The organism is Mycobacterium sp., from assembly GCF_002863225.1.
Classification (GTDB): Bacteria; Actinomycetota; Actinomycetes; order Mycobacteriales; family Mycobacteriaceae; genus Mycobacterium.
The window spans coordinates 40683-64519 of the sequence record NZ_PKEK01000050.1; the positions used below are offsets into that span (position 1 = coordinate 40683).

The window sequence follows — 23837 nt, forward strand, 5'->3', positions numbered from 1 at the left end:
ACATCGATATCCGCGAGGTGGCGCTGCGCGACGGCTTGCAGATCGAGAAGCCAATCCCGTTGTCCGCCAAGCTCGAGCTGCTGGCCGCGGTGGCCGCCACCGGGGTGCGGGAGATCGAAGCCACCGCGTTCGTGTCTCCGTCGAAGGTGCCGTCGATGGCCGACGCCGCCGAATTGGCCGCCGAGTTGCACCACTACCCCGATATCGACTTCTCCGCTCTGGTCGCCAGCCCCAACGGCGCCAAGCGGGCCGTTGGGGCTGGCCTGCGCTCGATCGAATACGTGGTCGCGGCCAGCGATGCCTTCAGCCAGGCCAACGTCGGACGCAGCAGCGCCCAGGCCACCGAGCAGATCAGCGAGATCGTCGCCATCGCGCACGACAGCGACGTCAGCGTCGAGGTGATCGTCGCCGTCGCGTGGGACTGCCCTTTCGAGGGACCCACCCCACCCCAGCGAGTCCTCGACATCGCGGCGGCCGCGGGTGATCGGGGTGTCGACCGGTTCAGCATCGCCGACACCATCGGCACGACGACGCCGGGGCGGGTGCGCTCGCTGATCGCTCAGCTGCGTCCGGTGATCGGAGATCTGCCGCTGGGTGGGCATTTTCACAACACTCGCGGCGCCGGACTGGCCAGCGCCTACGCCGCAGTCGAGTCCGGTGTCACCCGGTTGGACGCGTCGGCCGGTGGGCTGGGCGGCTGCCCTTTCGCGCCCGGTGCAACGGGCAACATCGCCACCGAAGACTTGGTGTACCTGCTGCGCGACAGCGGCATCGACACCGACATCGACCTGCAGGCGGCGATCACCGCCGCCGGTGTCGCGAAAACGGTTGTCGGTCATGACTTGCCGAGTGCGCTGCTTCGCGCCGGCGACCGGAAGCCACCCGATGCCCACTGACGTGCTGACTGCCAAGGGCCGCCAGACCCGCGCGGCCATCGAGCAGGCCGCCCGCAAACTGTTCGCGGAGCGCGGCTTTCACGGCACCACGTTGGCCGACATCACGTCGTCGGCCGGAAAATCCGCCGCGGTGTTCTATCGGTATTTCGACGACAAAGAAGACCTGCTCTTCGCTCTCGCGGAGTCGTTTCTGCACGAGGTGCTGACTCCGTCGGGGCTGAGCCTGCACCTGCCGGACTCTCCGGAGGATGACGCGTTCTTCACATCGGTGGTCACCGGCTACTGGAACATGTTCAAGCAGAACATCGGGATCATGATCGCGGTCGACCAGCTGGCCACCACCCAGCAGCGGTTTGCCATCGTGCAGAACCAGTTTCGCCGTTTCGGGATGGACATCGTGGCGGCGTCGGTGCGCCACGTCCAGCAACACGGCTACGCCGCCGAACTCAACCCCGAGCACATCGCCGCGGCGATCGCGCTGCTGTTCGAGAACTTCACCACAGTGTTCGTGGGACCGGCCGGCTCCGGGCGGCTGGGACTGACGATCAGCGACGACGACGCGATTGCGACTCTCGCTACGGTGTGGAAGAAAACCCTGTACGGCTGATCAACCGGGATCAAGAGGAGAAATCAGAGTGGATTTCACGTTGCCCGAACACCTTCCGGGCGTGCTCGCCGACATGGACGCGTTCATCGAACGGGAGATCGCCCCGCTGCAGGCCGAGAACATGCAGTACTTCGACCAGCGCCGAGAACACGCCCGCACCGATTGGGACAATGACGGCATTCCCACCCGGGAATGGGAAGACCTACTCGCGGAGATGCGCCGCCGCGCCGACAAGGCGGGCTGGCTGCGTTACGGCCTGCCCGCATCGCTGGGCGGCCGCGACGGTTCCAACATCGACATGGCGGTGATTCGGGAACATCTGGCCCACAAAGGTCTCGGCCTGCACAACGACCTACAGAACGAGTCGTCGATCGTCGGCAACTTTCCGCAGGTGATCATGATGGAACGATTCGGCACCGACGAGCAGCGTGCCGACTGGTCCGAAGCCCTGATCACCGGGGAGCGGTCGATGGCATTCGGCTTGACCGAACCGTTGCACGGCTCCGACGCGACATGGCTGGAGACGCACGCCAAGGACGACGGCGGGGCGTGGATCATCAACGGCTCCAAGCGCTTCAACACCGGGGTGCACCGGGCCACCCACGACCTGATCTTCGCCCGCACCTCTGGTGAGCCAGGCCAGGCGCGGGGCATCACCGCGTTCCTGGTGCCCACCGACGCCCCTGGATTCGAGGTCCCGTACTACTGGTGGACCTTCAACATGCCCACCGACCACGGCGAGGTCGAGCTGACCGACGTGCGGGTCCCCGCCGACGCGGTGCTCGGCGAGGTGGACCGCGGGTTGGAGGTGGCGCAGACCTTCCTGCACGAGAACCGTATTCGGCAGGCGGCCAGCAGCCTCGGCGCAGCCCAGTACTGTATCGACCGCGCTGCCGAATATGCCGGAACGCGAAAGGTTTTCGGTAAGGCGTTATCGGCCAACCAGGCCGTGCAGTGGCCGCTGGCCGAGTTGCAGACCGAAGCCCAGATGGTGCGGCTGCTGGTGCAGTACGCCGCGTGGCACCTCGACCGCGATCACCACATGGAGGTGTCGGACAAGGTGTCGATGGCCAACTACCGCGCCAACCGTCTGGTGTGCGACGCCGCCGATCGCGCGATGCAGATCTTCGGCGGCCTGGGCTACAGCCGCCACGAACCGTTCGAACACATCTACCGCCACCACCGGCGCTACCGGATCACCGAGGGTGCCGAGGAGATCCAGATCCGCCGAGTGGCCCAGCGGCTGTTCAAGTTCGGCCGCACGTGATCGACGCCTCAGAGCTGACGCCGAAACTCGCCGGCGTGCTGGAACCAGCATTGGGCTCCGGCACACTCGTCGAGAATCTGCACACACTGACCGGTGGCGCCAGCAGGACCACCTGGGCGTTCGACGCCGTCACCGACGGGCAGCGGCGATCGCTGATCCTTCGGACCGGCCCGCCCGACGAGGTGCACGCCGGTATGGAACTCGAAGCACGCGCCCAGCGCGCCGCAGCCGCCGCCGGCGCACCGGTCCCCCACATCGTCGTCGCCGACGATTCTGTTGACGCACTTGGCAATCCGTTCCTGATCTGCGACGCGATCGGCGGGGAGACCATTGTCCGCCGCATCCAGCGTCAGCTCGACGATGCGGGCCGACAACAGCTGCTGCGACAATGCGCCGAGGCACTCGCCGCGGTCCACCGGGCCGACCCGGATTTGCCCGGCATCAGCGACGACGACCAGATGGCGCAGTGGCGCGACGAACTGGACACCATCGGCGATACCACCGCCACGTTCGAGTGGGCGTTCCGGTGGCTGGCCGACAACCGGCCGGCGCCCTCGCCGCCACGCCTGGTGCACGGCGACTTTCGGATGGGCAATCTGATCGTCGACGGATCGCGCTTGGCGGCGGTGCTGGACTGGGAGCTGGTGCATGTCGGCGAGGTCTACGAGGACCTCGCCTGGTTCTGCATCCGGGCCTGGCGCTTCGGCGCGCCGGTGCAACTCGCGGCCGGCGGACTGGGCAGCATCGAGGATTTCCTTCACGCGTACGAAAAAGCCGGCGGCGCGACAGTCGACCGGGCCGCGTTCCACTGGTGGCTGGTGCAGGCCACGTTGCGCTGGGGCGTCATCTGCCGCTACCAGGCAGAACGCCACCTGAGCGGCCAGACTCCGTCGGTCGAACTCGCGACGATCGGTCGACGGGTCTGCGAGACGGAGTGGGACTTGCTCAACTTGCTCGAGAACGCAGTCGCGGATGCGCGCTGAAAGCCTAGGGTTGTGCTGTGGTCACCCCTGATCAGGCAATCGACGTAATTCGCTCAACCGGAGGGGCGCAACCGGGCAACCGCGCGCTGCACGCCAAGGGGAAGCTCTACCGCGGCACCTTCACCGCCACCCCCGAAGCCGCCGCCCTCTCCCGCGCCGCGCATCTCAGCGGTGCGACGGTGCCGGCTCTGGTCCGATTCTCCAGCGGCTCAGGCAATCCGCAGCAACCCGACAACGTTCCCGGGGTGCGCGGGCTGGCGGTGAAGTTGACGCTGCCGGACGGGTCGACGACCGACGTCTCCACCCAGACCGCGAAGTTGTTCCCGGCCAGCACTCCCGACGGATTCATCTCGCTGCTGCGTGCCTCACGTCCGGGCCCCACTGCGCCGCTTCGGCTGCTCGGCTACATCGCCACCCATCCGCGGTTCGTCAAGTCGCTGCCAGTGGTGAAGGAATCGAACAAGGTGCCGGCGAGCTACGGCACCATCACCTACCACGGCCTGCACGCGTTTCGCTGGGTCGCCGCCGACGGCAGCGCGCGTTTCGTCCGCTACCACGTGCGACCCGCGGCGGGTGAGGACATTCTCGCGCCGGACGTCGCGAAGGCCAGAGACGCCGACTTCCTGATTCGCGAACTCGACGAACGCCTTGCGTCGCAACCGGTTCGGTTCGACTACCAGGTTCAGATCGCCGCGCATGGCGACTCGACCGTGGACCCGTCCGCCCCCTGGGACAGCGACCAGACCGTCACCGTCGGCACCCTCGAAATCACCGGTGTCGACACCGAACGCGAACACGACGGCGACATCGTGGTGTTCGACCCGATGCGCGTCACCGACGGCATCGAACCCTCTGACGACCCGGTTCTGCGGTTCCGCACGCTGGCGTACTCCGCGTCGGTGAAACTGCGCAGCGGTGTCGACCGTGGCCGGGAAGCACCCGCGACCTGATGACCGCAGCGCACGGTCGCCCTACCGCGGCGGAACTGGTTGCTGCGGTGGCCGAGTTCCTCGAGACCGATGTGCGGGAGTCGACGTCTGGTCAGGTCAATTTCCACTCCCGGGTGGCCTCCAACGCTTTGCGGATGGTGGAACGGGAGCTGCGGGCCGATCCGGACGACGGCGTGGCCGAGGCGCTGGCCCGCACCGGATACGCCGACGAGGCCGACCTGGCCGCTGCATTGCGGGCCGGCGAGCTGAACGGGGCCGACGCCCAGGTGCAAACGGCGTTACGGGCCCTGGTCGGCCGCCGATTGGCCGCCGCCCACCCCGGTTACCAGGACGAATAGGGGGCTGTGCGATGCCCGTTACCGATGTTGCCGATCTAGCCGCAGTGGCCGACGATCTGTTCGCCGCCATCGAGCGTGGCGACGAACCGCGACTCGACGAGATCTTCGCCGACGACGTCGCGGTCTGGCGCGCCGCCGCTGCGCGTGACGACGACAAAGTGCGGGCGATGAAAGTCCTGCGCTGGTTCATCCGCGTGACCACCCAGCGCAGCTACGAGATTCTCGACCGTCAGGTGTTTCCCGACGGCTTCGTCCAGCAGCACATCCTGCATGCGGCCGGAACCAACGGCGGATCGATCGCGCTGCGGGTCTGCATCGTGATCAAGGTGAACGACGGCGGCCTGATCAAACGGATCGACGAATACTTCGACCCGGCCGATCTCGCGCCGATACTGAGCTGAGGAGTGTTGGCCCGGTAGCCCTTGCCGCCCGGGTTTCCGAACGACCCTCGAGCCGATGTGCGGCCCGCGCCGGCGCCCCGGGCAGTACGATCTGGACCGTGTCTGCCACCAGCCCCTTGCGGGTCCTCGTGTACAGCGACAACCCCAACACCCGCCAGGCCGTGATGCTGGCGCTCGGCAAACGGGTTCACCCGGACCTGCCCGAGCTGAGCTACGTCGAGGTCGCGACCGGACCCGTAGTGGTCCAGCAGGTGGACGCCGGCGGCATCGATCTGGCCATCCTGGACGGCGAGGCAACTCCCGAAGGCGGCATGGGCCTGGCAAAGCAGCTCAAGGACGAAATCGACGACGGGCCGCCGATCGTGGTGCTCACCGGGCGCCGCGACGACGCGTGGCTGGCCAGCTGGTCGCGCGCCGAGGGTGCCGTCCCCCATCCGATCGACCCGATCCGGCTCAGTCGTACCGTGCTCGAGCTGCTGCGCACCCCGGTTCAATAGCTGTTCGACCGGCTGTACCAGCCATCCGCGACCCCGCTGCGGGGTAGCGCCGACCAATCGTCATATTCGGCTCATACACAGGCCGAATACATTCGTGCACTTCCGGTTTCACGGTTTCGGCCGGCTTGTTCGTGCCGCAACGGGCCGGCCGCACCCATCACCCGTCGTGTTGTGGTTGAGGTCACATCTAACCTGCTGAGCGCGCGACCGCACACGGTCGCTAGGCTGTGGTTGCGCTCACAGTCCAGCCCATAGACCAGAGTGAGGAAGCGTCGTCGCGGGATGAATCTCTACCTACCCATTCTCGTACTCGGAGGGATCGCCGCCGCATTCGCGCTCGGCTCGGTCGCACTCGCCCAGATCACCGGCCCGTCCCGTTTCAACCGGGCAAAGCTGGAGGCCTACGAATGCGGCATCGAGCCCAGCGACCAGCCGGCGAATGCGCCGCACGCCGGCAGCGGCCAGCGTTTCCCGGTGAAGTACTACCTGACGGCGATGCTGTTCATCGTCTTCGACATCGAAATCGTCTTTCTGTACCCGTGGGCGGTCAGCTACGACCAGCTCGGATTGTTCGCGCTGGTCGAGATGGTGGTCTTCATGCTCACCGTCTTCGTGGCCTACGCGTACGTGTGGCGCCGCGGCGGATTGACTTGGGATTGAGGTAAATCGTGGGCATTGAAGAGAAACTCCCGAGCGGGTTCCTGCTGACCACCGTCGAACAGCTGGCCGGATACTTCCGCAAAAGCTCGTTGTGGCCGGCCACCTTCGGACTGGCCTGCTGCGCGATCGAGATGATGGCGACCGCCGGCCCGCGGTTCGACATCGCACGCTTTGGCATGGAACGCTTTTCGGCGACGCCCCGACAGGCCGACCTGATGATCGTCGCCGGTCGCGTCAGTCAGAAGATGGCGCCGGTGCTGCGTCAGATCTACGACCAGATGGCTGAGCCCAAATGGGTGCTGGCGATGGGTGTTTGCGCATCGTCGGGCGGAATGTTCAACAACTACGCGATCGTTCAGGGCGTCGACCACGTCGTGCCGGTCGACATCTACCTGCCCGGCTGCCCGCCCCGCCCGGAGATGCTGCTCTACGCAATCCTCAAGCTGCACGAGAAGATTCAGCAGATGCCGCTCGGCGTCAACCGCGAGCAGGCAATCGCCGAGGCCGAACAAGCGGCGCTTTCCGCCCGGCCGACGATCGAGCACCTCGGGCTGTTGCGATGAGCTCTCCAGAACACGACCCCAAACGCGCGACCAGCGAGGTCGGTGGCGCCCCGGTCGGCACCGAGTCGTCTGACGCCGAGCGGATCAGCGTGCGCCGCGGCATGTTCGGCGTGCGCGGCAGCGGTGACACCTCGGGCTACGGACGATTGGTCCGTCAGGTCACGATCGACGAAGGAAGTCCCCGCCCGTACGGCTTCTATTTCGACGAGCTGGTCGACCGGCTGGCCGAGGCGCTGCAATCCGACGACAACGTCGAATTCGCGGACGCCATCGAGAAAGTCGTGGTCTATCGCAACGAGCTCACGCTGCACGTGCGGCGTGAATTGCTGCTGCAGGTCGCCCGCCGGCTGCGCGACGACCCGCAGCTGCGGTTCGAGCTGTGCCTGGGTGTGAACGGCGTGCACTACCCGGACGAGACGGACCGCGAGCTGCACGCCGTGTACCCGTTGAAATCGATCACCCACAACCGGCGGGTCCGGCTGGAAGTGGCTGCGCCAGACGGCGATCCACACATCCCGTCGTTGTTCGGCATCTATCCGACCAACGACTGGCACGAGCGCGAGACCTATGACTTCTTCGGCATCATCTTCGACGGCCATCCGTCGTTGACCCGCATCGAGATGCCCGATGACTGGCAGGGACATCCCCAGCGCAAGGATTACCCGCTCGGCGGAGTCCCAGTGGAGTACAAGGGCGCCCAGATTCCCCCGCCCGACCAGCGGAGGTCGTACAACTGATGAGCGAGACCCTGGTAACTCTCGGCGGGCAGGACTGGGACAAAATCGTCGAGGCCGCCCGGCAAAAGGGCGAGCCCGGCGAGCGAATCGTCGTCAACATGGGCCCGCAACACCCGTCCACCCACGGCGTGCTGCGCCTGATTCTGGAGATCGAGGGCGAGACCGTCACCGACGCCCGCTGCGGAATCGGCTACCTGCACACCGGGATCGAGAAGAACCTCGAGTACCGGTATTGGACGCAGGGCGTGACGTTCGTGACCCGAATGGATTACCTGTCGCCGTTTTTCAACGAGACGGCGTTCTGTCTGGGCGTGGAGAAACTGCTCGGTATCACCGACGAGATTCCCGAACGGGTCAACGTCATCCGGGTGATGATGATGGAGCTCAACCGGATCTCCTCGCACCTGGTCGCGCTGGCGACCGGCGGCATGGAGTTGGGCGCGATGACGCCGATGTTCACCGGCTTCAAGGGCCGCGAGATCATCCTCACGCTGTTCGAGTCGATCACCGGGCTGCGGATGAACAGCGCCTACATCCGGCCGGGCGGCGTATCGCAGGATCTGCCACCCAATGCGAAAGACGAAATTGCGGCTGCCCTCAAGGATTTGAAGCTCGCGCTGCGCGAGATGGGCGACCTGCTCAACGAGAGCGCCATCTGGAAGGCCCGCACCAAGGACGTCGGCTACCTGGACCTGACGGGCTGCATGGCCCTCGGCGTGACCGGACCGTGCCTGCGGTCCACCGGGTTGCCGCACGACCTTCGTAAATCCGAGCCGTACTGCGGATACGAGAACTACGAATTCGACGTGATCACCGATGACGGGTGTGACTCCTACGGGCGCTACATCATTCGCGTCAAGGAGATGTCGGAGTCGGTCAAGATCGTCGAGCAGTGCCTGGACAAGTTGAAGCCCGGCCCGACAATGATCGAGGATCGCAAGATCGCCTGGCCCGCCGACCTGAAAGTCGGACCGGACGGCCTGGGTAACTCGCCGGAGCACATCGAGAAGATCATGAGCGGCTCGATGGAGGCGTTGATCCACCACTTCAAACTGGTCACCGAGGGCATCCGCGTTCCCGCCGGTCAGGTCTATGTCGCCGTCGAATCGCCGCGCGGCGAGTTGGGGGTGCACATGGTCAGCGACGGCGGCACCCGCCCGTACCGGGTGCATTACCGCGACCCCTCGTTCACCAACCTCCAGGCCGTCGCCGCGATGTGCGAAGGCGGCATGGTCGCCGACGTCATCACCGCGGTGGCCAGTATCGACCCCGTGATGGGCGGAGTAGACCGATGACCGCAGCTCCCCAAGCCGGCTCGAGCAACAGCGAGCCCGGCACCGACAACGGCGAGCGGGTGTTTCTGCGGCTCGGGCCGCCCCCGGAGGAGCCCGGCCAGTTCGTCACCGACGGCGCACCGCAGTCCTACCCCGCCGACGTGCAGGCCCAGCTCGAGGTCGACGCCAAGGAGATCATCGGCCGCTACCCGAGTCCGCGCTCCGCGCTGCTGCCGCTGCTGCACCTGGTGCAGGCGCAGGACGGCTACATCACGCCGGCCGGTGTCGAGTTCTGCGGCGCGCAGCTCGGACTGACCGGTGCCGAAGTTGCCGCTGTCGCAAGCTTTTACACCATGTACCGCCGCGGACCCACCGGTGACTACCTGGTCGGGGTGTGCACCAACACGTTGTGCGCGGTGATGGGTGGCGACGCGATCTTCGACTCGCTCAAAGACCACCTCGGCCTGGGCAACGGCGAGACCACCGACGACGGTTCGGTCACCCTGGAGCACATCGAGTGCAACGCCGCATGCGATTTCGCGCCCGTGGTGATGGTCAACTGGGAGTTCTACGACAACCAGACCGTCGACTCGGCACGCACGCTCGTCGATGGTCTCCGGTCCGGCAATCCGCCGGCTCCGACTCGCGGAAACCTCTGCAAATTCAAGCAAACCGAGCGAATCCTGGCCGGTTTCCCAGACCAGCGGCCGGACGAAGGGCAGGGCGGCGCCGGTGCGGCGACGCTGGCCGGGTTGCACGTGGCACAGGAAAAGAAGCAAACCGCACCACCTGCCGGGGAGGGCAAGTAATGGCTTCACCGACACCGTTGGCTCCGGTGCTGAGCCGCTACTGGGACGACCCCGAGTCGTGGACGCTGGAGACCTACCGCCGCAACGACGGTTATAAGGCGCTGGACAAGGCCTTGAAGCTGGATCCCGACGCGGTGATTGCAACGGTCAAGGATTCCGGGCTGCGTGGTCGCGGTGGCGCGGGTTTCTCGACCGGCACCAAGTGGTCGTTCATTCCGCAGGGCGACAGCGGCGCCGCGGCCAAGCCGCACTACCTGGTGGTCAACGCCGACGAGTCGGAACCCGGTACGTGCAAAGACATTCCGCTGATGCTGGCCACTCCGCACGTCTTGGTCGAGGGTGTGATCATCGCGTCGTACGCGATCCGGGCCAGCCATGCGTTCATCTACGTCCGCGGTGAAGTACTGCCGGTGCTGCGGCGACTGCAGAACGCCGTCGCGGAGGCCTACGCGAACGGCTACCTCGGCCGCGACATCGGCGGGTCGGGGTACGACCTGGAGCTGGTGGTGCACGCCGGCGCCGGTGCCTACATCTGCGGCGAGGAAACCGCACTGCTGGACTCGCTGGAAGGCCGTCGCGGTCAGCCGCGGTTGCGGCCGCCGTTCCCCGCGGTCGCGGGCCTGTATGGCTGCCCGACGGTGATCAACAACGTCGAGACCATCGCCAGCGTCCCGTCGATCGTGCTCAACGGGGTCGACTGGTTCCGTTCGATGGGCAGCGAGAAATCGCCCGGCTACACGCTGTATTCGCTGTCGGGCCACGTGACCAAGCCGGGCCAGTACGAGGCGCCGCTGGGCATCACGCTGCGCGAACTGCTCGACTACGCCGGCGGCGTGCGAGCCGGTCACCAGCTGAAGTTCTGGACTCCAGGCGGGTCGTCGACGCCGCTGCTGACCGACGAGCATCTCGACGTGCCGCTGGACTACGAAGGCGTGGGAGCGGCCGGGTCGATGCTGGGCACCAAAGCGCTGGAGATCTTCGACGAGACCACCTGCGTGGTCCGAGCGGTCGGTCGCTGGATCGACTTCTACAAACACGAGTCGTGCGGCAAGTGCACACCGTGCCGCGAGGGCACGTTCTGGCTGAGTCAGATCTACCACCGCCTGGAAGGCGGTCAGGGCACGGCGGCAGACCTCGACAAGCTCACCGACATCGCCGACGCGATTCTCGGAAAGTCGTTCTGCGCCTTGGGTGATGGAGCGGCCAGCCCGGTCGCGTCGTCGCTCAAGTTCTTTCGCGACGAGTATGTCGCCCACATCGACGGCGGCAGTTGTCCGTTCGATCCCAAGCTGTCCATGCTCGCCTCGAATGGAGCCTCATGACGCAAACCGCTGACACCGGCGAAAAGGTCACCGAGCCCGAGCTGGTGACGCTGACCATCGATGGCACCGAAGTCAGTGTTCCCAAGGGAACATTGGTGATTCGGGCCGCCGAGCTGATCGGCGTGCAAATCCCGCGGTTCTGCGATCACCCGCTGCTCGACCCGGTCGGCGCGTGCCGCCAGTGCATCGTCGAGATCGAGGGTCAGCGTAAACCCATGGCGTCGTGCACCATCCCGGTCGCCGACGACATGGTGGTGCGCACGCAGTACAGCTCCGAGGTGGCCGACAAGGCGCAGCACGGCGTGATGGAGCTGCTGCTGATCAACCACCCGCTGGACTGCCCGATGTGCGACAAGGGCGGCGAGTGCCCGCTGCAGAACCAGGCAATGTCCAACGGCCGCGCCGACTCCCGGTTCGAAGACGTCAAGCGCACGTTCACCAAGCCGATCAACATCTCGTCGCAGGTGCTGCTGGACCGCGAGCGCTGCATCCTGTGTGCCCGCTGCACGCGGTTCTCCGAGCAGATCGCCGGCGACCCGTTCATCGACATGCAGGAGCGCGGCGCACTGCAGCAGGTGGGCATCTATGCCAACGAGCCGTTCGAGTCGTACTTCTCCGGCAACACCGTGCAGATCTGCCCGGTGGGCGCGCTGACCGGAACCGCCTACCGGTTCCGGGCCCGGCCGTTCGACCTGGTCTCGAGCCCCAGCGTGTGCGAGCACTGCGCGGGCGGTTGCGCAGAGCGCACCGATCACCGTCGCGGCAAGGTGCTGCGCCGGCTGGCCGGTGACGATCCCGAGGTCAACGAAGAGTGGAACTGCGACAAGGGTCGCTGGGCGTTCAAGTACGCCACTCAGGGCGACCGGATCACCACTCCCCTGGTCCGCGGCGAAGACGGTGAGTTGGAGCCCGCCTCGTGGCCGCATGCCGTTGCCGTGGCGGTCCAGGGACTCACCACGGCCGCCGGCGGGGCCGGTGTGCTACCCGGCGGGCGGCTGACCGTCGAGGACGCTTACGCCTACTCGAAGTTCGCCCGAATTGTGTTGGGCACCAACGACATCGACTTCCGCGCCCGCCCTCTTTCCAGCGAGGAGACCGAGTTCCTGACCGCTCGCGTCGCCGGAAAGCCGCTCACCACCAGCTATTCCGACCTGGAGTCGGCGCCGGTGGTGCTGCTGGTCGGCTTCGAGCCCGAAGAAGAGTCGCCGATCGTGTTCCTGCGGCTGCGTAAGGCCGCGCGTAAGCACGGTCTGCCGGTGCACGCGATTGCACCGTGGGCCAGCAACGGTTTACAGAAGATGCGCGGCACGTTGATCGAGACCGCCCCGGGCGGTGAGGCCGCCGCGCTGGACGAGCTGGCCGACAGTGAACTCGCAGGACTATTGGCCAAGCCGGGTGCGGTGATCCTGGCCGGCGAGCGGCTGGCGAGTTCGCCCGGCGCGCTGTCTGCTGCGGCACGGCTGGCCGACAGCACCGGCGCCCAACTGGCGTGGGTGCCGCGCCGCGCCGGTGACCGCGGTGCGATCGAGGCCGGCGCGCTGCCGGGCCTGCTGCCCGGCGGCCGTCCGCTCAGCGACGAAACCGCTCGCGCGCAGGTCGCCGCGGGCTGGAACATCCCCGACGTGCCGGCCACCGAAGGACGCGATGCGGAAGGCATCCTGGCCGCCGCCAAGGACGGCAGCCTGGGCGCGCTACTGGTCGGCGGCATCGACCCGAACGATTTCGCCGACCCCGAAGCGGTCCTCGCCGCACTCGACGCCGCTGGTTTCATCGTGAGCCTGGAACTGCGGCACAGCGCGGTCACCGAGCGCGCCGACGTGGTCTTCCCGATCGCCCCGGCCGCGGAGAAGGCCGGCACCTACGTGAACTGGGAGGGCCGTCAGCGCAGCTTCGCCGGGGCGCTGCCGCCGGCCGCGACACCGGATTGCCGGGTGCTGGACACCCTGGCCGACGAAGTGGGCATCGACCTCGGATTCCCCACTGTGGCAGCCGGTCTGGCCGATCTCAACCGGCTGGGCACCTGGGACGGCGCGCCCGCCCCGGCCCCGACGGTCGCCGCGGCCACCGCGCCAAAACCCGGTGCCGGAGAAGCAATCCTGGCCGGCTGGCGACTGATGCTGGACAACGGGCAGCTCCAGGACGGCGAGCCACATCTGGCCGGTACCGCGCGCACGCCGGTGGTCCGGTTGTCGGCGGCGACGGCCGACGGTCTCGGTGCCGCTGACGGCGACCACGTCACGGTCAGCACCGCCCGCGGCTCGATCACCCTGCCGCTGACGATCACCGAGATGCCTGACCACGTGGCATGGCTGCCGCTGAACTCGCCGGGCTCGGCGGTGCACCGGCAACTGGGCGTCACCCCCGGCGCAGTGGTGAACATTGGAGCGAGCGAACAATGACCGGTTTCGGGCAAGACACCTGGTGGCTGATCCTGGCCAAATCCCTTCTGGTCTTCGTGTTCCTGGTCCTGACCGTGCTGATCGCGATCCTGGCCGAACGCAAGATCCTGGGCCGGATGCAGATGCGTTGGGGGCCCAACCGGGTCGGGCCGCGCGGCTACCTGCAGAGCCTGGCCGACGGCATCAAGCTGGCGCTCAAAGAGCCACTCATCCCGTTCGGCGTCGAGAAGCCCATCTTCATTCTCGCTCCGGCCATTTCGACGATTCCCGCCATCACCGCCTTTGCGTTCATCCCGTTCGGGCCTCAGGTATCGGTGTTCGGCCACAAGACGCCGTTGCAGGTGACCGACCTGCCGGTGGCGGTGCTGTTCATCCTGGCGCTGTCGTCGATCGGGGTGTACGGCATCGTGCTCGCCGGATGGTCATCGGGCTCGACCTACCCGCTGCTGGGCGGCGTGCGTTCCACCGCGCAGGTGATCTCCTACGAGGTCGCGATGGGGCTGTCGTTCGCGACGGTGTTCCTCTACGCCGGAACGATGTCCACCTCGCAGATCGTGTCGGCGCAGAACCGGGTCTGGTACGTCTTCCTGCTGCTGCCGAGTTTCTGCACCTACCTGGTGTCGATGGTCGGCGAGACCAACCGGGCGCCGTTCGACCTGCCCGAGGCCGAAGGCGAACTGGTCGCCGGGTTCCACACCGAGTACTCGTCACTGAGCTTCGCGATGTTCTTCCTGGCCGAATACATCAACATGACGACCGTGTCGGCCCTGGCCGCGACGCTGTTCATGGGTGGCTGGCATGCGCCGTGGCCGCTGAACATGTGGGCCGGCGCCAACAGCGGCTTCTGGCCGGTGCTGTGGTTCACCGCGAAGGTGTGGGTGTTCCTGTTCCTCTACATCTGGTTGCGCGGCGTTCTCCCGCGACTGCGCTACGACCAGTTCATGGCGCTCGGATGGAAGATCCTGATCCCGGTCTCGCTGGTCTGGGCGCTGATCGCCGCCGGAATCCGCACGCTGCGCGACCAGGGTTACGCACACTGGACGGCGGTGCTGGTCGGCGCCAGCATCGCGGTCACCGCCGTACTGCTGTATCTGCTGCAGAGACCGTTCAGCAACAGACAGCTGCGCAAGAAGCGGCGTCGCACCGAGTCCGAGGCGGCCGCCGCAGTGTCCCTGCCGCCCGCCTTCCCCACGCCGGCACTGCCCGGCAAGCCGCTGGCTCCAACGAAGGAGGCCGCCCATGGCTAAGTTCCTCAGTTCCCTGGCCGGATTCGGTGTCACGTTCGGCGCCATGTTCAAGCGCCCGATCACCGAGAGCTACCCGGAGAACCCCGGCCCGGTGAAGCCGCGCTACCACGGGCGCCATCAGCTCAACCGCTACGCCGACGGTCTGGAGAAGTGCATCGGCTGCGAGTTGTGCGCCTGGTCGTGCCCCGCCGATGCGATCTACGTCGAAGGCGCCGACAACACCGACGAGGCCCGGTTCTCCCCCGGTGAGCGTTATGGCCGCGTCTACCAGATCAACTACCTGCGCTGCATCGGATGCGGGCTGTGCGTCGAGGCCTGCCCCACCCGGGCGCTGACGATGACCAATCACTACGAGATGGCCGACGACAACCGCGCCGACCTGATCTACGAGAAGCAGAACCTGCTCGCTCCGCTGCTCGAGGGCATGAACCCGGCACCGCACCCACGGGCCGAGGGATCCACCGACGCCGACTACTACCGCGGCAACATCACCGCCAACGGTCTGCGCCAGCTTCCGATTTCGGATATTTCGAAGTGACCTCCCTGCTGGCCGCGGACGTGATCGCCCGCACGTCCACCGGCGAAGCCGTGACGTTCTGGATCCTCGGAACGCTGGCGCTGGTCGGCGCGCTGGGCGTGGTGATGGCCGCCAACGCGGTGTACTGCGCGATGTCACTGGCGCTGACGATGCTTTCGCTGGCGGTGTTCTACATGATCGAGGACGCGTTGTTCCTCGGCGTCGTGCAGATCGTCGTGTACACCGGCGCGGTGATGATGCTGTTCCTGTTCGTGCTGATGCTGATCGGTGTGGACTCCGCCGAATCACTGGTGGAAACCCTTCGTGGGCAACGGATTGCGGCGGTGGCCGCCGGGCTGGCATTCGGCATCGTGCTGATCGCCGGCATCGGCAACGTCGCCACGAACGGCTTCGCCGGGTTGACCGAGGCAAACGCCGGCGGCAACGTCCAGGGTCTGGCCGCGCTGATCTTCACCCAATACCTGTGGGCGTTCGAGCTGACCAGCGCCCTGCTGATCACCGCCGCCATCGGCGCGATGATCCTGGCGCACCGCGAACGGTTCGAGCGGCGAAAGACGCAGCGCGAGATGTCCATCGAGCGTTTTCACGGCGGCTACCCCACCCCGCTGCCCGGGCCCGGTGTCTTCGCCCGGCACAACGCCGTCGACACCCCCGCGCGGCTGCCCGACGGGTCACCGTCCCGGCTGTCGGTGCCCGCCGTTCTGGAACTGCGCCCGGTCAAGGACCGTGACCTGCCGGCGCCCAACGGCGCCAACGGTTCTCCCGCGATCACGAGAGGGGGTGCGTCGTGAACCCGCAGAACTACCTGTACCTCTCCGCGCTGCTGTTCACCATCGGCGCTGCCGGTGTCCTGCTGCGGCGCAACGCGATCGTCATGTTCATGTGTGTCGAGTTGATGCTCAACGCGGTGAACCTCGCCTTCGTCACCTTCGCCCGGCTGCGCGGTCACCTCGATGGCCAGATGATCGCGTTCTTCACGATGGTCGTCGCCGCCTGCGAGGTGGTGGTGGGGCTCGCGATCATCATGACCATTTTCCGCGCCCGTAAGTCGGCTTCGGTCGACGACGCCAACCTGCTCAAGGGCTGAGGGGATGACACATTTGACCTGGCTGCTCGTCGCGCTGCCCGCGGCCGGCGCCGCAATCCTGCTGCTCGGCGGCAGGCGCACCGACACATGGGGACACTGGCTGGGCTGCCTGACGGCGCTGGCTTCATTCGGAGTCGGGCTGTCATTGCTCACCGACATGCTCGGCCGTCACGGCGACGCCCGCACCATCGTCCAGAATCTGTTCACCTGGATCCCGGTCAACGGCCTGCAGGTCGATTTCGGCCTTCAAATCGACCAGCTGTCAATCTGTTTCGTTCTGCTGATCACCGGGGTCGGGTCACTGATCCACATCTACTCGGTCGCCTACATGGCCGAAGACCCGGACCGCCGCAGGTTTTTCGCGTACCTGAACTTGTTCCTGGCGGCGATGCTGCTGCTGGTGGTGGCCGATAACTTCGTGGGGCTCTACGCCGGTTGGGAAGGCGTGGGTCTGGCGTCCTACCTGCTGATCGGATTCTGGTACCACAAGCCGACCGCGGCCACCGCGGCCAAAAAGGCGTTCGTGATGAACCGGGTCGGCGACGCCGGGCTGGCATTGGCGATCTTCGTCATCTTCGCCAACTTCGGCACGTTGTCCTACTCCGGCGTCTTCGGCCAGGCGGCGGGTGCCAGCCCCAGCGCGCTGACGTGGATAGGTCTGTTGCTGCTGTCGGGGGCCTGCGCCAAGTCCGCCCAGGTTCCGCTGCAGGCCTGGCTCGGGGACGCGATGGAAGGCCCCACCCCGGTGTCAGCGCTGATCCACGCCGCCACCATGGTGACCGCCGGTGTCTACCTGATCGTCCGCTCCAACCCGCTCTACAGCCTGTCCCCCGACGCCCGGCTCGGCGTGATCATTGTCGGCGCCGTCACGCTGATGTTCGGGGCGATCATCGGTTGCGCCAAGGACGACATCAAGCGGGCGCTGGCCGCGTCCACGATGAGCCAGATCGGTTACATGGTGCTGGCCGCCGGCCTGGGTCCGGCCGGCTACGCGTTCGCGATCCTGCATCTGCTCACGCACGGCTTCTTCAAAGCCGGCCTGTTCCTCGGCTCCGGCTCGATCATCCACGCGATGCATGAAGAACAGGACATGCGCCACTACGGCGGCCTGCGCAGCGCTCTTCCGGTCACCTTCGCCACTTTCGGCCTGGGCTACCTGGCCATCATCGGCGTACCGCCGTTCGCCGGCTTCTTCTCCAAAGACGCCATCATCGAGGCTGCCCTGGGCGCGGGCGGGGCCGGCGGCTGGATTCTCGGCGGCACCGCGCTGCTGGGCGCCGGTATCACCGCGTTCTACATGACCCGGGTGATGCTGCTGACCTTCTTCGGCCAAAAGCGTTGGGCCGAGGACGCGCATCCACACGAGGCGCCTGCCCTGATGGCCTGGCCGATGATCCTGCTGGCGGTCGGGTCGGTGTTCTCCGGTGGACTGCTGGGCTGGGGCGGCACGCTGCAGCACTGGCTGGAGCCGGTGACCACGTTCGAGGAGAGCACACCCGTCGCGCCCAGTTGGGTGGTCAGCGCCGTGGCCGTCGGCATCGTCGCGGTCGGCTTCCTCGTCGCGCTCTGGCGCTACCTCGGCAAGCCGATACCCGAGACCGCACCGGCCGATGTGTCGGTGTTGACCGTGGCCGCCCGCCGCGACCTCTACGGCGATGCCTTCAACGAAGGAGCGTTCATGCGACCGGGGGCGCAGTTAACCCATGCCCTGGTCGATTTCGACGACCAGGGTGTGGACGGCTCGGTCAACGGGCTGGCCAACCTGGTGGGTCGTACATCGGAGTGGCTGCGCGGCTTCCAGACCGGTTTCGCCCGTAACTACGCATTGTCGATGTTGGCCGGAGCGGCGCTCGTCGCCGCCGGGATCTTGGCGGCGCAACTGTGGTGACCGCCTTCGCGCCGTCGACGGGACAGAGCGTGGCGATGAAGAGGAGCGGCACGCATGACTAGTGGTCCGTGGCTTTCGATTCTGTGGCTGTTGCCGCTCGTCGGCGCCGTGGTGATCATCCTGCTTCCGGCCGGCGCGCGGCAGCTCGCGAAGTGGCTCGGCGTGGGCGTCTCGGTCGCGGTGCTGGCGTTGTCGATTGCACTCGCGCTGGCCTTCCGGGCCGGCGGGCCGACCTACCAGTTCACCGAATCGCACCCGTGGATACCGGCTTTCGGCGCCGGCTACACGATCGGTGTCGACGGTATCGCGCTGATGCTGGTGCTGGTGACCACCATCCTGGTGCCGTTCCTTCTGGTGGCGGGCTGGAACGACGGCGGCGAAAAGCCCCGCGGCACCCAGGCTTATGTGGCGTTGACGCTGACCATCGAATCGATGGTGCTGATCTCGGTCGTCTCGCTCGACGTGCTGCTGTTCTACGTGTTCTTCGAAGCCATGCTCATCCCGATGTACTTCCTCATCGGTGGTTTCGGCGGCGGCGCCCACCGGTCACGTGCCGCGGTCAAATTCCTGCTCTACAACCTGTTCGGCGGTTTGATCATGTTGGCCGCCGTGATCGGCCTGTACGTGGTGACGGCTGAACACGGTTCGGGCACTTTCGATTTCCGCCAGATCGTCGCCGCTGTCACCACCGGTTCGCTGAACGCGTCGTCAGGCGTGCTCAAAGCGTTGTTCCTGGGTTTCATGTTCGCCTTCGCGATCAAGGCGCCGTTGTGGCCCTTCCACCGCTGGCTGCCCGACGCCGCAGTGGAGTCGACGCCGGCGACCGCGGTTCTGATCACCGCCGTGATGGACAAAGTCGGCACGTTCGGAATGCTGCGCTACTGCCTGCAGTTGTTCCCCGACGCATCAACGTATTTCCGGCCCGTCATCGTCGCCCTGGCGGTGATCGGCGTCATCTACGGCGCGATCGTGGCGATCGGCCAGACCGACATCATGCGACTGATCGCCTACACGTCGATCTCGCACTTCGGCTTCATCATCCTCGGCATCTTCGTCATGACGAGTCAGGGCCAGAGCGGTGCGACGCTGTACATGCTCAACCACGGCATCTCCACCGCCGCGGTGTTCCTGATAGCGGGCTTCTTGATCTCGCGACGCGGTACCCGATCGATTGCGGCCTATGGCGGCGTCCAGAAGGTCGCGCCGGTGCTGGCGGGCACATTCCTGGTCGCCGGGTTGGCCACAGTGTCGCTGCCCGGGCTGGCGCCGTTCGTCAGTGAATTCCTGGTGCTGCTGGGCGCTTACAACCGCTACTGGCTGGCGGCGGCGGTCGGAGTGGTCGCGCTGGTGCTCTCGTCGATCTACATCCTCTGGCTGTACCAGCGGGTGATGACCGGCCCCGTCACCCAGGGCAACGAACGGATCCGCGACCTGGTGCCGCGCGAAATCCTGGTCGTCGCTCCCTTGATTCTGCTGCTGCTGGTCCTGGGCATCTACCCCAAGCCCGTGCTCAACATCATCAATCCGGCGGTGGGCAACACCATGGCGACCATCGGTGCGCATGACCCCGCGCCGATCGTGCGACCGGGCACGGCGCGCATACCCGGAATGGCGGAAGGACCGCACCGATGACGCTTCTCGCCACAGCACCGATGCCGACGCCCAGCGTCGAATACGGACTGCTGTCACCGATTTTCATTGTCTTCGGCGTTGCCGTGGCCGGTGTTCTGATCGAGGCGTTCGTGCCGCGACGGGCCCGCTACGGCGCCCAGGTACTGCTGACACTCGGAGGTCTGATCGCGGCGATCGCCGCGGTGATCGTCGTCGCTCGTCAACTCGACCCACCTGGTCGATTCGCGGTGCAGCACGCGCTGGCAATCGACGGGCCGACGTTGCTTCTGCAGGGCGCCGTCCTGCTGGTCGCTGTGCTGGCGATCTTCTTTTTCGCCGAGCGCTACCAGGGCGACAACGCGGCCGCCGGGCCGGGCGCCGCGACGGCCACCGCCGACGTGCCGGCCGGACTGGACTCCTTTACCCCGCAGGCTTCGGCGGTGCCGGACAGCGCCGCCGAGCACGAGGCACTGCGGGTCGGCGCGAGCCAGACCGAGGTGTTCCCGCTGACCATGCTTGCCGTCGGCGGCATGCTGGTCTTCCCGGCCGCCAACGACCTGCTGACGATGTTCGTGGCGCTCGAGGTGCTGTCGCTGCCGCTGTATTTGCTGTGCGGACTGGCCCGGCACCGCCGGTTGCTGTCTCAGGAAGCGGCGGTCAAATACTTTCTGCTGGGCGCCTTTTCGTCGGCATTCTTCCTCTACGGCGTAGCACTGCTCTACGGCGCCACCGATACGCTCTCCCTGACCGGCATCGCAAAAGCGTTGGCCGTCGACCACAACCGCTCGCTGGCGCTGACCGGTGTCGCGCTGTTGTCGGTCGGGTTGTTGTTCAAGGTCGGCGCGGTTCCGTTCCACTCGTGGATCCCCGACGTCTATCAAGGTGCCCCGACTCCGATCACCGGGTTCATGGCCGCCGCCACCAAAGTCGCGGCGTTCGGCGCTCTTCTGCGCGTCGTCTATGTCGCGCTGCCGCCGCTGCATGACCAGTGGCGGCCGGTGCTGTGGGCCATCGCGATCCTGACGATCGCTGTCGGCACGGTCACCGCAGTGACGCAGACCGATGTGAAACGGATGCTGGCGTATTCGTCGATCGCGCACGTCGGATTCCTGCTCACCGGTGTGATCGCCGACAACCCGGTCGGTCTCGCGGCGACGATGTTCTACCTGATCGCCTACAGCTTCAGCACGGTGGGCGCCTTCGCGGTCGTCAGCCTGATTCGCAACGCGCACGGCGAAGAAGACGCCACCACCGCGCACTGGGCCGGGCTGGGTCAGCGGTACCCCGTTGTCGGTCTGCTGTTTTCGATGTTCCTGCTGGCTTTTGCCGGCATCCCGCTGACCAGTGGCTTCATCAGCAAGTTCGCGGTGTTCTCCGCTGCGGCCAAGGGCGGAGCGGTGCCGCTGGTGATCGTCGGTGTCATCGGCAGCGCGGTCGCGGCGTATTTCTACGTTCGCGTGATCGTGCTGATGTTCTTCACCGAACCGCACGCCGAGCCGGTCCACGTCGTCATGCCCAGCTTCTGGAGCAAAGCGGCCATCGCGATCTGCGCGGCGATCACCATCGGGTTGGGCATCTTCCCGCAGCCGCTGCTCGACCTCGCCCGGCAGGCCGCTCAGTTCCTGACGTGACCTCACCGCTGGTTCTCCGCGACGACACCGGCCCGGTCCGGGTGTTGACCATGAACCGGCCCGCGAAGCGAAATGCGTTGAGCCCCGACCTGATCGGTACGCTCTACGCCGCGCTCCGCGACGCCGACGACGACCCAACGGTGAGGGCTGTTGTCCTCACCGGTGCCGACCCGGCGTTCTGCGCGGGCGTCGACCTCAAGGAGGCCCAGCGACTCGGCTCCGTGTACTTCGAGCAGTTTCAGAACCAGAGCTGTATCCGTCAAACCGGCGACATGCGCACGCCGATCGTCGGCGCGATCAATGGAGCCGTCTTCACCGGCGGCCTCGAAATGGCTTTGGGCTGTGACTTTCTCATTGCTTCGGACCGTGCGGTGTTTGCCGACACCCACGCGCGCGTCGGGATCCTGCCCGGCGGCGGGATGACGGCGCGGCTCCCCCAGGTGGTCGGGGCGGCGATGGCACGGCGGCTGTCGATGACCGGTGAAGTGATCGACGCGGGGCGGGCCGCGGAAATCGGCCTGGTCACCGAGGTGGTGCCGCACGGGCAGCTACTGGGCAGGGCGGTCGAACTGGCCGCTCAGATCGCCGAGGTGCCGGCACCGATCATGGCCGGCCTCAAGGAGATCTACGTGACCGGCGCGGCGCCGATCGTCCAGCCCGCGCTGGCCGCCGAGCAGGCCATCGCCGGTGCGCAAACCCTCGACCGAGATGGCCTCGAGGATCGCTACGCCGAGATCAGCGAGCGCAATCGTCGCCAGATCCAGCCTCAGCCGGATGCCAGCAGCGGGCTGTAGTCGGTTGGCGGGTCAACGAGATTCATTGAGCGATAGAGCTTTTCGCTCAGCGCCGGGCTGGTCTCGGCCGCCGACAACACCGCTTCGCGGAACTCCAGCAGCTCCGTGGGCGCCGAATGGTCCGGGTCTCCGTCGTCCATGTAGAGGTCGTTGAACTGGTTGGACGCCCACATCGGCCCGATCTGATCGGCAGCCGCGGCGAAGAAGCGCAGCGCGACGTCGTCGATCCCGTCGTCGAGACAAGCCTTCAGCGCGGTCGCCTCCAGTGCGGCCACCGTCATGCCCTGGCCGTAGATGGGGTTGGTGCTGCAGATCGCGTCGCCGAACACCAGGAAGCCCGCCGGGAACCGGTCCATCTGGTCATAGCGCCGCCACGTCGCACCGGGGTAACGGAACATCGATATCTCGCTGATCGGCTCGCCGCGTTTCAGGGCCCGCAGTAGCGCGGGTGGTGCGAACTGCGTGGCCATCCGGATCATCCCGGTGAGGCTGTCGGGTGGTTCGTTGTCGGCGACCCGAGTCAGCGTGAAGATCCAGGTGTCGTGCTCGTAGACCGAAAAAGCGCCCCCGGTGGCCTTTTTCGGCTCCGGGACGACAAATGTCATCCGCTCTTTGATGATCCCGTCCGGGATGCGCATCAGCAGACTGGTGTAGTTCGCGGTGGTCGTCGAGCGCTCCTCTACCGGTCGCCCGTAGCCCAGACCGTCCAGGAACGCCGGCGTGCGGGCACCGCGGCCCATCGCGTCGACCACCACGTCGGCATCCAGCGTCCGCTCCACCTGGGTCTCGCGGTCGACGATCTTGGCGCCGGTGACTCGCTGCGGAGTGGGCGCGACCGGCTCGACGACGTCGTGGCCGTCGAGAATTTCGACGTTCGCGATCGCGCTGACCCGCTGCCTGATGTGCGACTCCAGCAGCGGACGGCTCAGCAGGTGCAACGTGACCGCCGACGGGTCGCTGAATTTGCCCTCGCGGCTCAGCTCGTGACCGGCTACCCGAATCGACACCCGGGACAGGTCACCGTCGTCGCAGACCGCGGCCCCGGCGGCGATCAACTCTTCGTGAATGCCGGGGAACAGCTCCGCCAGCTCGTGCGCACCACGGCTCCAGAGCACGTGAAAATGACGGCCCTGCGGAACGCCGCGTCGCTGGTCGGCCGTGTCGGGCAGCTTGTCCCGTTCGACCACCGTCACTGTGTCGTAGAAGTCGCTGAGCACGCGGGCAGCGAGAAGCCCGCCCATTCCCGCACCACAGACGACAGCCCGCTCTCCCAGCTTGCCCATCGAATCGCCCCCTCGTCGATAGCCCGTCCGCCGCATCACCGTACCGAGATGGTTC

Annotated in this window: 24 protein-coding genes; 23 read left to right on the forward strand and 1 reads right to left on the reverse strand. The window is 66.6% G+C overall.

The features are described 5' to 3' along the window. The first annotated feature begins 2 nt into the window (after nucleotides 1-2). The 23 genes from CYU59_RS16295 to CYU59_RS16405 all read left to right on the forward strand — a co-directional run bounded on the left by CYU59_RS16295 (nucleotide 3) and on the right by CYU59_RS16405 (nucleotide 22499). A complete protein-coding gene (locus CYU59_RS16295; protein WP_292991848.1) occupies nucleotides 3-896 on the forward strand; it encodes a hydroxymethylglutaryl-CoA lyase in 894 nt (297 codons plus the stop codon). Then, complete coding sequence (locus CYU59_RS16300; RefSeq protein ID WP_292991498.1) at nucleotides 886-1503, forward strand: TetR/AcrR family transcriptional regulator; 618 nt, start codon at nucleotides 886-888, stop codon at nucleotides 1501-1503. Before CYU59_RS16295 ends, CYU59_RS16300 begins: the two co-directional genes overlap by 11 nt. A gap of 28 nt (nucleotides 1504-1531) precedes the next feature. Further along, on the forward strand, nucleotides 1532-2770 hold the full coding sequence (locus CYU59_RS16305) for an acyl-CoA dehydrogenase family protein (protein WP_292991500.1): 1239 nt from the start codon (nucleotides 1532-1534) through the stop codon (nucleotides 2768-2770). After that, nucleotides 2770-3753 (forward strand): phosphotransferase family protein, encoded by a 984-nt coding sequence (locus CYU59_RS16310; RefSeq protein WP_292991850.1) that lies wholly within the window; start codon nucleotides 2770-2772, stop codon nucleotides 3751-3753. The genes CYU59_RS16305 and CYU59_RS16310 overlap by 1 nt, the downstream gene beginning before the upstream one ends. Nucleotides 3754-3770: 17 nt before the next feature. Further along, nucleotides 3771-4703: a catalase family peroxidase gene (locus tag CYU59_RS16315; RefSeq protein ID WP_292991502.1), complete on the forward strand. Its 933-nt coding sequence runs from the start codon at nucleotides 3771-3773 to the stop codon at nucleotides 4701-4703. Beyond that, complete coding sequence (locus CYU59_RS16320) at nucleotides 4703-5041, forward strand: DUF6285 domain-containing protein (protein ID WP_292991504.1); 339 nt, start codon at nucleotides 4703-4705, stop codon at nucleotides 5039-5041. The genes CYU59_RS16315 and CYU59_RS16320 overlap by 1 nt, the downstream gene beginning before the upstream one ends. A gap of 11 nt (nucleotides 5042-5052) precedes the next feature. After that, on the forward strand, nucleotides 5053-5442 hold the full coding sequence (locus CYU59_RS16325; RefSeq protein WP_292991506.1) for a nuclear transport factor 2 family protein: 390 nt from the start codon (nucleotides 5053-5055) through the stop codon (nucleotides 5440-5442). A gap of 98 nt (nucleotides 5443-5540) precedes the next feature. Further along, nucleotides 5541-5939 carry a hypothetical protein gene (locus CYU59_RS16330; RefSeq protein WP_292991508.1) on the forward strand — a complete coding sequence of 133 codons (399 nt, stop codon included), beginning with the start codon at nucleotides 5541-5543 and terminating at the stop codon, nucleotides 5937-5939. A gap of 282 nt (nucleotides 5940-6221) precedes the next feature. Further along, nucleotides 6222-6599: an NADH-quinone oxidoreductase subunit A gene (locus tag CYU59_RS16335; RefSeq protein ID WP_292991510.1), complete on the forward strand. Its 378-nt coding sequence runs from the start codon at nucleotides 6222-6224 to the stop codon at nucleotides 6597-6599. Nucleotides 6600-6607: 8 nt separating this feature from the next. Beyond that, the gene (locus CYU59_RS16340) at nucleotides 6608-7162 is read left to right on the forward strand and encodes an NADH-quinone oxidoreductase subunit B (protein WP_292991512.1); all 555 of its coding nucleotides are present in this window, start codon (nucleotides 6608-6610) and stop codon (nucleotides 7160-7162) included. Between the two features lie 101 nt (nucleotides 7163-7263). Next, nucleotides 7264-7899 (forward strand): NADH-quinone oxidoreductase subunit C, encoded by a 636-nt coding sequence (locus CYU59_RS16345; RefSeq protein WP_292991852.1) that lies wholly within the window; start codon nucleotides 7264-7266, stop codon nucleotides 7897-7899. After that, a complete protein-coding gene (gene nuoD / locus CYU59_RS16350) occupies nucleotides 7899-9194 on the forward strand; it encodes an NADH dehydrogenase (quinone) subunit D (protein ID WP_292991514.1) in 1296 nt (431 codons plus the stop codon). Before CYU59_RS16345 ends, nuoD begins: the two co-directional genes overlap by 1 nt. Continuing rightward, nucleotides 9191-9982 carry an NADH-quinone oxidoreductase subunit NuoE gene (nuoE, locus tag CYU59_RS16355; RefSeq protein ID WP_292991516.1) on the forward strand — a complete coding sequence of 264 codons (792 nt, stop codon included), beginning with the start codon at nucleotides 9191-9193 and terminating at the stop codon, nucleotides 9980-9982. Before nuoD ends, nuoE begins: the two co-directional genes overlap by 4 nt. Beyond that, entirely contained in the window at nucleotides 9982-11304 is a 1323-nt protein-coding gene (gene nuoF, locus CYU59_RS16360; protein ID WP_292991518.1) for an NADH-quinone oxidoreductase subunit NuoF, read from the forward strand. Before nuoE ends, nuoF begins: the two co-directional genes overlap by 1 nt. Continuing rightward, nucleotides 11301-13703 carry an NADH-quinone oxidoreductase subunit G gene (locus tag CYU59_RS16365; RefSeq protein ID WP_292991520.1) on the forward strand — a complete coding sequence of 801 codons (2403 nt, stop codon included), beginning with the start codon at nucleotides 11301-11303 and terminating at the stop codon, nucleotides 13701-13703. Before nuoF ends, CYU59_RS16365 begins: the two co-directional genes overlap by 4 nt. Next, complete coding sequence (nuoH, locus tag CYU59_RS16370) at nucleotides 13700-14950, forward strand: NADH-quinone oxidoreductase subunit NuoH (protein WP_292991522.1); 1251 nt, start codon at nucleotides 13700-13702, stop codon at nucleotides 14948-14950. Before CYU59_RS16365 ends, nuoH begins: the two co-directional genes overlap by 4 nt. Further along, a complete protein-coding gene (gene nuoI / locus CYU59_RS16375) occupies nucleotides 14943-15488 on the forward strand; it encodes an NADH-quinone oxidoreductase subunit NuoI (protein ID WP_292991524.1) in 546 nt (181 codons plus the stop codon). The genes nuoH and nuoI overlap by 8 nt, the downstream gene beginning before the upstream one ends. Continuing rightward, complete coding sequence (locus tag CYU59_RS16380; RefSeq protein ID WP_292991526.1) at nucleotides 15485-16279, forward strand: NADH-quinone oxidoreductase subunit J; 795 nt, start codon at nucleotides 15485-15487, stop codon at nucleotides 16277-16279. The genes nuoI and CYU59_RS16380 overlap by 4 nt, the downstream gene beginning before the upstream one ends. After that, on the forward strand, nucleotides 16276-16575 hold the full coding sequence (gene nuoK / locus CYU59_RS16385; protein ID WP_292991528.1) for an NADH-quinone oxidoreductase subunit NuoK: 300 nt from the start codon (nucleotides 16276-16278) through the stop codon (nucleotides 16573-16575). Before CYU59_RS16380 ends, nuoK begins: the two co-directional genes overlap by 4 nt. 4 nt (nucleotides 16576-16579) lie before the next feature. Next, nucleotides 16580-18463, forward strand: a complete 1884-nt coding sequence (nuoL, locus tag CYU59_RS16390; RefSeq protein WP_292991530.1) for an NADH-quinone oxidoreductase subunit L — start codon at nucleotides 16580-16582, stop codon at nucleotides 18461-18463. A gap of 54 nt (nucleotides 18464-18517) precedes the next feature. Continuing rightward, nucleotides 18518-20095, forward strand: a complete 1578-nt coding sequence (locus CYU59_RS16395) for an NADH-quinone oxidoreductase subunit M (protein ID WP_292991532.1) — start codon at nucleotides 18518-18520, stop codon at nucleotides 20093-20095. Then, nucleotides 20092-21705, forward strand: coding sequence for an NADH-quinone oxidoreductase subunit NuoN (gene nuoN, locus CYU59_RS16400; protein WP_292991533.1), 1614 nt, complete (start codon nucleotides 20092-20094; stop codon nucleotides 21703-21705). Before CYU59_RS16395 ends, nuoN begins: the two co-directional genes overlap by 4 nt. After that, nucleotides 21702-22499, forward strand: a complete 798-nt coding sequence (locus tag CYU59_RS16405) for an enoyl-CoA hydratase (protein WP_292991534.1) — start codon at nucleotides 21702-21704, stop codon at nucleotides 22497-22499. The genes nuoN and CYU59_RS16405 overlap by 4 nt, the downstream gene beginning before the upstream one ends. Here CYU59_RS16405 and CYU59_RS16410 read toward each other — a convergent pair. After that, the gene (locus tag CYU59_RS16410; RefSeq protein ID WP_292991535.1) at nucleotides 22472-23782 is read right to left on the reverse strand and encodes an FAD-dependent monooxygenase; all 1311 of its coding nucleotides are present in this window, start codon (nucleotides 23780-23782) and stop codon (nucleotides 22472-22474) included. The two genes, CYU59_RS16405 and CYU59_RS16410, sit on opposite strands and share 28 nt — an antisense overlap. Nucleotides 23783-23837 lie beyond the last annotated feature (55 nt).

What these genes read in the sequence shown, in the direction of transcription:
- CYU59_RS16300 (WP_292991498.1), top strand. Translation starts at nt 886, where the DNA reads ATGCCCACTGACGTGCTGACTGCCAAGGGCCGCCAGACCCGCGCGGCC.
- CYU59_RS16320 (WP_292991504.1), top strand. Translation starts at nt 4,703, where the DNA reads ATGACCGCAGCGCACGGTCGCCCTACCGCGGCGGAACTGGTTGCTGCG.
- CYU59_RS16325 (WP_292991506.1), top strand. Translation starts at nt 5,053, where the DNA reads ATGCCCGTTACCGATGTTGCCGATCTAGCCGCAGTGGCCGACGATCTG.
- CYU59_RS16335 (WP_292991510.1), top strand. Translation starts at nt 6,222, where the DNA reads ATGAATCTCTACCTACCCATTCTCGTACTCGGAGGGATCGCCGCCGCA.
- CYU59_RS16345 (WP_292991852.1), top strand. Translation starts at nt 7,264, where the DNA reads ATGTTCGGCGTGCGCGGCAGCGGTGACACCTCGGGCTACGGACGATTG.
- nuoD (WP_292991514.1), top strand. Translation starts at nt 7,899, where the DNA reads ATGAGCGAGACCCTGGTAACTCTCGGCGGGCAGGACTGGGACAAAATC.
- nuoE (WP_292991516.1), top strand. Translation starts at nt 9,191, where the DNA reads ATGACCGCAGCTCCCCAAGCCGGCTCGAGCAACAGCGAGCCCGGCACC.
- nuoF (WP_292991518.1), top strand. Translation starts at nt 9,982, where the DNA reads ATGGCTTCACCGACACCGTTGGCTCCGGTGCTGAGCCGCTACTGGGAC.
- CYU59_RS16365 (WP_292991520.1), top strand. Translation starts at nt 11,301, where the DNA reads ATGACGCAAACCGCTGACACCGGCGAAAAGGTCACCGAGCCCGAGCTG.
- nuoH (WP_292991522.1), top strand. Translation starts at nt 13,700, where the DNA reads ATGACCGGTTTCGGGCAAGACACCTGGTGGCTGATCCTGGCCAAATCC.
- nuoI (WP_292991524.1), top strand. Translation starts at nt 14,943, where the DNA reads ATGGCTAAGTTCCTCAGTTCCCTGGCCGGATTCGGTGTCACGTTCGGC.
- nuoL (WP_292991530.1), top strand. Translation starts at nt 16,580, where the DNA reads ATGACACATTTGACCTGGCTGCTCGTCGCGCTGCCCGCGGCCGGCGCC.
- CYU59_RS16395 (WP_292991532.1), top strand. Translation starts at nt 18,518, where the DNA reads ATGACTAGTGGTCCGTGGCTTTCGATTCTGTGGCTGTTGCCGCTCGTC.
- nuoN (WP_292991533.1), top strand. Translation starts at nt 20,092, where the DNA reads ATGACGCTTCTCGCCACAGCACCGATGCCGACGCCCAGCGTCGAATAC.
- CYU59_RS16410 (WP_292991535.1), bottom strand. Translation starts at nt 23,782, where the DNA reads ATGGGCAAGCTGGGAGAGCGGGCTGTCGTCTGTGGTGCGGGAATGGGC.